The organism is Klebsiella michiganensis, from assembly GCF_002925905.1.
GTDB lineage: Bacteria > Pseudomonadota > Gammaproteobacteria > Enterobacterales > Enterobacteriaceae > Klebsiella > Klebsiella michiganensis.
This window is the reverse complement of record NZ_PRDB01000003.1, coordinates 36,564-45,606: the sequence shown is the minus strand read 5'-3', so window position 1 is coordinate 45,606 and position 9,043 is coordinate 36,564. Positions and strand designations below refer to the sequence as shown.

General features: G+C 49.5%; 11 protein-coding genes. 6 read left to right on the top strand and 5 right to left on the bottom strand.

Annotated elements, in window-relative coordinates; genetic code table 11:
* On the top strand, positions 1 to 581 hold a 581-nt coding region (locus CDA56_RS10820; RefSeq protein ID WP_139536119.1), incomplete at its 5' end, for a fimbrial protein.
* A gap of 45 nt (positions 582 to 626) precedes the next feature.
* On the top strand, positions 627 to 1,154 hold the full coding sequence (locus tag CDA56_RS10815) for a fimbrial protein (RefSeq protein ID WP_104011360.1): 528 nt from the start codon (positions 627 to 629) through the stop codon (positions 1,152 to 1,154).
* A 37-nt stretch (positions 1,155 to 1,191) separates the two neighbouring features.
* Here the strand turns inward: CDA56_RS10815 and CDA56_RS10810 are convergent, their stop codons facing one another.
* Entirely contained in the window at positions 1,192 to 1,743 is a 552-nt protein-coding gene (locus CDA56_RS10810; RefSeq protein WP_014838689.1) for a tyrosine-type DNA invertase, read from the bottom strand.
* 404 nt (positions 1,744 to 2,147) lie between these two features.
* On the opposite strand from CDA56_RS10810, the gene CDA56_RS10805 reads away from it, so the two are divergent.
* Positions 2,148 to 2,819 (top strand): helix-turn-helix domain-containing protein, encoded by a 672-nt coding sequence (locus CDA56_RS10805; RefSeq protein WP_102803303.1) that lies wholly within the window; start codon positions 2,148 to 2,150, stop codon positions 2,817 to 2,819.
* Between the two features lie 115 nt (positions 2,820 to 2,934).
* Here the strand turns inward: CDA56_RS10805 and CDA56_RS10800 are convergent, their stop codons facing one another.
* Positions 2,935 to 3,843: a DUF535 family protein gene (locus tag CDA56_RS10800; protein ID WP_025105876.1), complete on the bottom strand. Its 909-nt coding sequence runs from the start codon at positions 3,841 to 3,843 to the stop codon at positions 2,935 to 2,937.
* 315 nt (positions 3,844 to 4,158) lie between these two features.
* Here CDA56_RS10800 and CDA56_RS10795 point away from each other — a divergent pair, with 315 nt between their 5' ends.
* Positions 4,159 to 4,299, top strand: a complete 141-nt coding sequence (locus CDA56_RS10795; RefSeq protein ID WP_004851627.1) for a hypothetical protein — start codon at positions 4,159 to 4,161, stop codon at positions 4,297 to 4,299.
* A gap of 121 nt (positions 4,300 to 4,420) precedes the next feature.
* Here the strand turns inward: CDA56_RS10795 and CDA56_RS10790 are convergent, their stop codons facing one another.
* Positions 4,421 to 5,839 carry a Na+/H+ antiporter NhaC family protein gene (locus CDA56_RS10790; protein WP_049083747.1) on the bottom strand — a complete coding sequence of 473 codons (1,419 nt, stop codon included), beginning with the start codon at positions 5,837 to 5,839 and terminating at the stop codon, positions 4,421 to 4,423.
* On the bottom strand, positions 5,832 to 7,019 hold the full coding sequence (locus CDA56_RS10785; RefSeq protein ID WP_064377213.1) for a trans-sulfuration enzyme family protein: 1,188 nt from the start codon (positions 7,017 to 7,019) through the stop codon (positions 5,832 to 5,834). The genes CDA56_RS10790 and CDA56_RS10785 overlap by 8 nt, the downstream gene beginning before the upstream one ends.
* Before the next feature lie 464 nt (positions 7,020 to 7,483).
* On the opposite strand from CDA56_RS10785, the gene CDA56_RS31240 reads away from it, so the two are divergent.
* Both CDA56_RS31240 and cspF read left to right on the top strand, forming a co-directional pair.
* Positions 7,484 to 7,654, top strand: coding sequence for a YnfU family zinc-binding protein (locus CDA56_RS31240; protein WP_213220741.1), 171 nt, complete (start codon positions 7,484 to 7,486; stop codon positions 7,652 to 7,654).
* Between the two features lie 170 nt (positions 7,655 to 7,824).
* On the top strand, positions 7,825 to 8,037 hold the full coding sequence (gene cspF, locus CDA56_RS10780; RefSeq protein ID WP_004136705.1) for a cold shock-like protein CspF: 213 nt from the start codon (positions 7,825 to 7,827) through the stop codon (positions 8,035 to 8,037).
* 28 nt (positions 8,038 to 8,065) lie between these two features.
* Here cspF and CDA56_RS10775 read toward each other — a convergent pair whose 3' ends face one another.
* Positions 8,066 to 8,938 (bottom strand): LysR family transcriptional regulator, encoded by an 873-nt coding sequence (locus CDA56_RS10775; protein WP_014229640.1) that lies wholly within the window; start codon positions 8,936 to 8,938, stop codon positions 8,066 to 8,068.
* Between the last annotated feature and the right edge of the window lie 105 nt (positions 8,939 to 9,043).

Genomic DNA, 9,043 nt, shown 5'->3' with positions numbered 1-9,043 from the left:
CCTTTGGATATACGGTCACACTAACGCTGGTAAAAACGGGGGATACGGCAACGAGCGGCACTCTCGATGTCGCGCAAACCAAATTTGGTATGGGGGTCTATGATACCGGTCTGGGCATCGGCAGCCAGGGGCAGCAAAACTATATCGGCTATGCCGGAGATATTGTTTATAAAGCGGTAAGCTGCACCGTCCCCTCGACGTTAACTGTCAACATGGGTGCTGTTCCGGTGGGCCAATTCTCTGGTCCGGGCAGCACCAGCGGCGAGCAGAGTTTGTCAATTCCGGTGCGGTGCGACGATAAGGTCGCCGTGAATACGTCAATAAGCAGTCAAGGTTATCTCTCCCCGACGCTCGGCGTAGTGGCCTTAAGCAATGAAACCGGCGTAGCCCAGGGGGTCGGCGTTCAGGTGCTTTATAACGGCTCGCCCGTCCAGTTCGATCGTTTTTTCCCGGTCGGCACCATCCCTGAGGCTGGCGCATCGATAACCCTGCCGCTCACCTTTCGCTATTACCAGAACACGCCGGAGATCCATCCCGGCCACGCCAACGCGGTGGCTACCTTAACGATGATGTACAACTGAGTTTATCCCGCTCTCGTTTCTCACTGCTTACTTAAGGAGTCGATAATGAGAATTATCGCCAGCCCGGCCGTCATAACGTTATTTACGGCGATTTCGTCGTCATTACCCGCTTATGCTGCGGATGTCACTCTTTATATCAACGCCGATATTGTTGCGTCTTCCTGCACCGTCGAAAACAACGGTATTTATAATATCGATCTCGGACAAAATATTCCCAGCCGCCGGCTTAGCGCGGCCAACTCTTACTCCGAGTGGAAAGAATTTTACGTCACGCTGAGCCACTGCCCTGTAGGAACATCAAGCGTTACCGCTCACTTTACAGGCCCTGTCGACGGAGTTGACCCTGATTTATATGCCAACGTGAGCAGCCCGGACAGTTCACGCAATGTCGCGATAGAACTTCAGCGTATAACCGGTTCAATTAATGCAGGCAGCGGAAAATCTATTGCCGTCGACGTCGATAATAACCGTCAGGCCATATTCGATATGCGCGCGCGCATATTTAGCGTCGCAGGGGGCGCCACCGCGGGTCATATCAGCGCGATGGTCGTTATGAACTTTACCTATAACTAAAGGGTATCTGGCTCTTATCGAGCCAGATACTCCGGCTTCAGAGGGTAATCGAGCTAAAGCGCGCCGGATTGCTCGCCGTATACAAGACGGTATGCTGGATATTGCGATGGCCGAGATAATCCTGAATCAGGCGTGTATCAACGCCCTCCTCCGCAAGCGCATAACCGCAGGCGTGGCGCAGCATATGCGGGTGTACCGGAACGGCAATGCCGGCCTGCACGCCATAATTTCGCATCATAACGTGAATGTGCTGTCGGGAAAGCGGAGTGCCTTTTCGCGACAGGAACAGCCAGGGAAGATCGGCGTTTAAACAGCTCGTGCGCTTAACCAGCCACTGGCTTAACGCCAGCTGTTCACGGGGCTGAAGAGGATGAATGGTTGAAAAGCCATTTTTTAAACGCCGAATGGCGATCCGCTGGCTGGATAAATCAATATCGCTCACTTTTAAAAAACGTAATTCACTTACGCGCAGTCCGTGAATAAAACACATGAGGAGCATGCAATAATCGCGCAGCGAGCCATCCTGCTGCTGCGAAGCATCAATTAATGCCTGCACCTCTTTTTTACTTAAATATTTTCGTTTTTTCATAGCCAACCTGACGGTTTCTTCAATGGAGCCCCTGAGATTCGGCTCCTGTATTGACTCTGCTCATGGCTACTGGCAATCCACTGTCGAGCAATCCTTGATAACTGCAAGTCCTGAACACTGTTAATAGTCATAAACGCTACCGCCCAATAATATCAAATATCAGGAATAGCCCAAATGCCACATCGATAAAATTAAAACCAAATAGATTTAGCTGTTATGTAAATAAGGAGATTTATAAGCTTATGCTATTAATATTTATCTTAAGTCTGATGAGGCGGCAAGTTTTTTTAAGTCTATGTGTAGACTCATTGGGGGTTTATTCGCCCCCTCAGCGTCATCGATAATGTTCTGGCTACAGTTTGCTGTTTTTTGGGAGTTCTCTTTTTTATAAGGAAATCATAAGCATGGAAACAATCCCTCGTGTGCAACATGACACAGATCTGCTCCGAACCATCACCAAACCCATAGACGACATTGATAAACTCATTCGCTGCCTGGCACCCAAATGTAACCAAATGTTAATGAATGGAAGACGAAACATCGGCATAGTAAAAGAAAACCAGCATCAATGCTTGGTTTTGTTCCGTGGCACGATGTCTTTATATCGCAACAACGATGGACTCATCATCAACTCCGAAACGAGTCCATTCATCTTTGGCATGAATAGTCAGCTACGTTATTCTCGGCATATTTACCTGCGCACCCAGGAAACATCTTCTATTGGTCTGATATCAATTAACGAGGCGCATAAGATCATCGCCGAACAGCAATTATGGGAAAATGTCTCACGACTTCTGGAATATTCGTCGGCCAAAGTCTACGCCCACTGCTTTAAGGTTTCTAAACTTTCCTGTTATGAAATTATCGTTCATCAGCTTATAGAATTAAACAATGAACCGGAAGCGATCAAAAATAAAATCACCGCCGCCAATTATATTCTGTCGCGAACCTTTTTGTCGCGCAGTGGGGTCATGAGAACCCTGGCCAAATTAAAACAGCTGGGCGCTATTCAGCTCCATCGAGGGATTCTGGTGACGATGAATCAACTGCCTCCCAGCCTAAAGCTTAGTGAATAACGTCTTTCGCCGAGCGGCCACCGCGATGAAGGCGCCGGCCGCATTCAGCTTGCGTTGACTCCGCCATTGCCGGTGGGCAGCCCCCTGCCCACCGGCAAATGCGAAACGAGGATAATCAGCAGTGACGATCCACGCTAATGTCGCGTAGCGCGGCGGCCATATCCAGCTGGGCCAGCTCTTTCAAGCCTTCTCGCTTGATAAACTGGCTCCGGTGCTTGCTTTTAACCTCTTCCAGGCTTTTCTTTATCTCGTTCGCCGGTAATTTATACCAGCCGCGACGATGCTTCTCACCGCCAATTTCCAGCCAAAGCTCAGAATAGCTGGTTTTTACTCTGTCGCTTTTAACATGGTAATGGCTGTCGATCGCATAGATCTCCTTGATATTGAAATGCGACAAAAAACCGTACAGCAGCGTGATAATTAAGTTCTTAGGTCGGATGCCGTAAAGCTCCTTGGTCAGCGCTTTCACTTCTTCATTATCAATGTCTTTCCCACCCTGGATGCCGCCAATCCAGGCCCGGCCATCTTCGGTGCAGGAAAAACAGATACTGTAGACGCGTTTATCACCCAGGAACATTAATAGCATCAGCTCCCCCTCCTCCTGAAAAGGCGATGCCAGCAGCTTCACATCAATGCAGGTACCGTTTTTCAGCGGAATAGTGATTAGCGAACGACCAAATGCTTTCATATCGTACAGCTGCGGCAACGCCTCGGGAAGAAAGGTTTTCTCTATAAAATTCAAAGCGCCATGAGCAATATTGAGCTTCGCTCTTTTTGACATCTTTTTATTTAAATAGGCCTTAAAGGGTTTATCTTCAAAGTTAACCAGCCCCTCGGTTGCTCCTGTTAGTTTTGCGCAAGCGTAATTTTCACATAACGTCTGATATTCCTTATATTTTCCTCCGATTAAAGATATTTCTCTGCATTTCCGCAATACCTTTTTATAGTTGAGTTTAACGTGACAAATAAATTTATTAGTTTTCCGCCATTCTTTGATAGCGGCTACTGCTGTTGTCGAGACCATTGACCATAATCCATAGATACATCCATAAGCCGGTCAATATTAGCATATTTTATACAAGTCAATGTCTAACCCAGCGCTCGTTGTCGATTCGTTTAATAAATAATTTGATCGCGACTATAATAATCACCGGCAGGTTATAAAACATGCTTTCAACTATTATTATTAGTAGGATCCCGACCCGCGCTCGCTCCCGACAGCACGCAATAACACACCCGCACTTATCGCTATGTGCTACACGGGTTCACACCGGGTGCATCCCCCCGGCGTTTTGCCTATACTTGCTCACGGTCAAAACTGAACTTAAGTGGGTAACGCATGGAAATTGATCTCGATAACCTCGTCTTTAGCGGGCTGGAAGAAGCGCAAGAGCGCAACGCTGAGCGCCTTGAAGAGGCCGATAAAAAAGCGCAGGCCGTTGTTGCCGACGATGACTGCGGCGACGCCTGTAAGATCTAACGACGAAACCGGCAGCTCTGCCGGTTTTTTTACCTGCCTCTCTCCAGGGACGGATATAAAAACGCCTTCAACGCGCCCATTTTACCGGTCGGGCGCCGCCCTGCGTCCTTAAATCTGTAGGTTAAAGCGTAAAACCGACAATTAAATAAACAACGAGCGCCAGGCTACCCGTCACCAGCGCATAAGGCATTTGGGTACGAATATGCTCAATATGGTCGCAGCTGGTCGCCATCGAGGCCACGATGGCATCGCTGGAGATAGGGGAAGTCATGTCGCCAAAAATTGAACCGGAAATCGCCGCGCCGATCATAAAGTGCGGGTCGATACCTATTGAGACGCCCAGCTGAACGCCAATCGGAATCATAATGGCGAAGGTCCCCCATGAGGTGCCCGTGGCCAGCGACATCACCGCGGCAATCAGAAAGATAAAGCCGATCGCGAAACCGGATGGAATAACGCCGGAGGTAATGGAGGCGATATACTGCCCGGTATTCAGTTCCGCTGAAATATGCCCCATCAGGAAAGCCAGGATCATGATTGAGCTAATTTTAACCATGCTGGCGTAGCCGATATACAGCTCTTTGAAAAAGTTCTCAACGTTCAGAATACCGCGCGCGCGGAACCAGATAAAAGAGACGACGGTACCAAACATAACGCCGGAGTAGACCGACATCGAGCCGCTGCCTTTTGAGAATTGTCCGTCGCCGGTAATATACAGAACAACCGGAACCATTAACACAGTGGAAAGAATGGGAATAAAGAAGTTCAGCAATGAATTGCAGGCCGGATGGTCAATTACCGAGTCCGCCTCCTCTTCGCCATGCTCTTGTTCTATTTCGGTCTGGATCGTTTCAAACTTCACCTCCGCCTTTTTCATCGGCCCCCAGCTGCAGCCGGAGAGAATATAAAACAGCACCGAGGCTAATGAAAACCAGGCCATCGTGTTCCAGATCATTGAGCTTGCCAGGACTTCAAATGGCCCGCCGGTCAGGTACCCCTGCGCAATCTGTACGCCGATAACGCCCATCATCGCCGCCCCCCAGCCGTTGATCATCACCGATGAGCAGACGGAGACGCAGGATGTCTGGATAATATAGGACATCTTTTCCGGTGAGACTTTATAGCGTCGGGCAAGGTTTTTCGTCGATGCCCCGGCGATCAGCTGGTTTATCGAGCTCTCGATAAAAATCAACGATGTCACCAGCATCGCCAGCAGCTGGACCGATTTTTTATTGGTGACGAAATCGTTTTTTTCCGACAGAAACTGCACCAGTTTCCGCACGCCGCCGGTCACCACAATCAGCCGCATAATACCGCCGATCATCACCATAAAAACAATCGTTCGCGCATTACCGGCGGAAGCGAAGGTTTCGATAATCCCGTTCAGGGTAGCGCCAACGCCCTGGATAATACTGTGGTTAATCACCGCGTAGCCAACGAAAATGCCGGTGAGCAGGGAAAGGATCACCTGGCGAGTCAGGATAGCCAGAATAATGGTGACCAGCGGGGTAATAATCGTCCAGATGCCATAGTCATGCATGATGATTATCCTGTGCGATGCCCATCGCGGCGAAGGCGCTGTCAAGGTCTTGCAGCAAATCATCGATATGTTCAATACCGACGGAGAAACGTAGCGTCGTGTCGTAAATCCCAATAGCCTCCCGCTCTTCTTTTGACATCGACCCGTGGGACATAGAAGCCGAATGGTTGATCATGCTCTCCACCCCGCCAAGCGATTCCGCCAGCACAAAATAGTGCAGACCGCCGATGAAGCGTTTCAGACTCTGGATATCCCCCTTCAGCGTTGCGGTTACCACCGCGCCGCCTGAACGCATTTGCTTTCTGCACAGCGCATGCTGCGGGTGCGACGGCAGGCCGGGATAATAGACGCTGGCAATCGCCGGATGGTTTTCCAGATATTCAGCCACCCGCAGCGCATTGCCGCACTGACGCGCCATGCGTAGATCCAGCGTTTTCATACCGCGCAGGGCAAGATAGGCATCGAATGGCGAGGCAATGGAACCGATGGTGGTTTTAATAAAGTCGAGCTTCGACGCCAGCGTTTCATTATTGGTGATTACCGCGCCGCCAATTAAATCTGAATGTCCGCCGACATATTTACTGGTAGAGAGCATGACCATATCCGCGCCCATTTCAAGCGGCTTATGATTCCAGGCGCTGGCAAAGGTATTATCGACGCAGGTAGTAATGGCGCGTGCTTTAGCAATACGGCACACTTTCGCGATATCGACCAGTTCCAGTAAGGGATTGGTCGGTGTTTCAATCCAGATTAAAGCGGTATTTTCCTGAATAGCGGCCATCAGGCTTTGCTCATCATTCAAATCGATATAGGAAATCGTGGCGCCGGTGGTATGCGTTTTTAATTTTTCGAACAGCCGCCAGGTTCCGCCATAGACGCCTTTCATGGCGATAATATGGGCATCTTTGGGCAAGAGTTCCATCACGATATTGGTGGCCGCCATTCCCGATGCGGTGGCGGTGGCGTAAATGCCGCCTTCCAGCTCGGCAAGCGCCGATTCATAAGCCTGACGCGTTGGATTAGAGACCCGGGAATAACAAAAATCGCCGCCTTCATAAAGGTTAGGTTGAATAAATGAGCTGGCCGTGACGATCGGCGTAAATATAGCGTTAGTTACCGGATCGGATTGATTTCCAGCGTGTACCGCCAGGGTTGCAATATCTTTAGTTTTGGTTTTCATAGAGTACACTCAAATTATTATTAGACATAAAGGTCGTGATTTTTTATTGACGCCTTCGGCGGAGCTGGCGAATAAAACAACAGCCAAAACTCCGTTTAATAGCCAAAAAGGAATAGCTATTTCATCATTAACAGCGTGATTTGCGTCCTTCAATCACTATTAAAATGTATATCAGACGAGGAAGAAAATTTTGCCTATTTTCACTCTATTCCGGGAAAAATGGAGAAAAATGTTCTCTACACGCCAAAATCGATGATCGCTAATTAATTGATATAAATTGATTTTATTTTAAAGAGTGATGTTAATCACAAAAAATAGGGGAAAAATCCTCTCCTGCACGCTTCCGCTGGATCTTTTTTTTCGTCCTGCCGCTCACAGCCTGAACCACCGCTGCGAAGAATGAGTTAGAGCTATTTTCTGTAGAATGCTGTATGGTCATACGCTCTTAAATCAGGAAATATCATATGTCAGAACGCAAAGACGCTAAAACTCGCCGTAATTATCTCGTTAAATGCTCCTGCCCTAACTGCTCCCAGGATTCAGAACACAGCTTCAGCCGAGTCCAAAAAGGTGCGCAACTCATTTGTCCCTACTGCCATAAACTCTTTCAGTCCTCATCACGACCCGCTGCATAATTTTCTCTTGCCAGATGCCGATTGCCGCGCATGGTTGAGCAATAATCAGCCAGCGCCGATCTCTTTTGGCGAAAAAAAGCCCGCCAGCGCGGGTTTTATTTTGATTTGAATAGACTTCCCGCGCGCTTACTGTATAGTCGTGCCGGTTTTCATATTTAAAAGGTATTTCGTTGTTCCAAAAAATGACAGGTATTGTCAAAGCATTTGATAATAAAACAGGCAAAGGCCTGATAATCCCCTCCGATGGTCGTAAAGACGTTCAGGTTCATATTTCCGCATTATCGCCCGGCGAACCCACCACAATCAGCCCAGGAATCCGCGTTGAATTTCGTCGCGTTAACGGACTGCGAGGGCCAACCGCCGCCAATGTCTATCTTTCATAAACACCGGCTCCAGGCGCTACCGAGCGGATTAAAACATGGCCAGAAAACGCTTCACCGTGCGCGAGCGCTCGTAGCGTCGCCAGGCGATAGCAATATCGGTTTTTAGCGGCGTGCCCGACAAAGGGTGATAGCTGACGTTAGGCAGCGTGATGCAGGTCATGGACTGCGGCACCAGCGCAAACCCGAATCCGGCCTCCACCATGCTTAACGACGACGATATTTGCGATGACTGATACGTTCGTTGCATATCAATACCGGCGCGCAGATAGCTGTTATACACCAGCTCATACAGCCCCGGAGCCACTTCCCGCGGGAAAAGAATCGGCGCCACGTCCGTTAACTGCTCCAGCGTCAGCTCGCTATGGGACGACAGCGGATGCGAACGCGCCAGCGCAATCACCATCGGCTCCTGGTCGATAATTCGCAGGTTGAACGCTTTACTGCTTTCACAGGGCAGGCGCACAAAAGCGATATCCAGCTCCGCTTCGCCAAGCGCCCCCATCAGCGTCGCCATATTGCCCTCGACCTGATGTAACGTGACTCCCGGGTGACTGTGCTGAAACTGCTGGAGCAGGCTAAAGATCTGCGGATGAAAGGCATCAGAACTGGTAATGCCCAGCGAGAGTCGGCCGTTCAACCCGCGGGCGATCCCCTTGGTCTTTTCCAGCGCCGCGTCGCTTAATGCCAGGATCTGGCAGGCATCCTCATAGAAAGACTCCCCCGCTTCCGTCAGCTCGACGCCGCGGGTTAAACGGCGGAAAAGCGGCGTGCCAATTTCCCGTTCAAGTCTCTGTATTTGCTGGCTTAATGGCGGCTGGGAGATGCCAAGTTCTTTTGCCGCTTTAGTGAAGTGTCGCGCCTCAGCGACGGCGACGAAGTAGCGCAGATAACGAAGTTCCATATCGAAAACGTCTCAAACAATCATAGATTCTATATTGGAACTGTGAGCTGAATCGCGTCAACATTTATTTAACCTTTCTGATATTCGTTGAACGAGGAAGCGGGT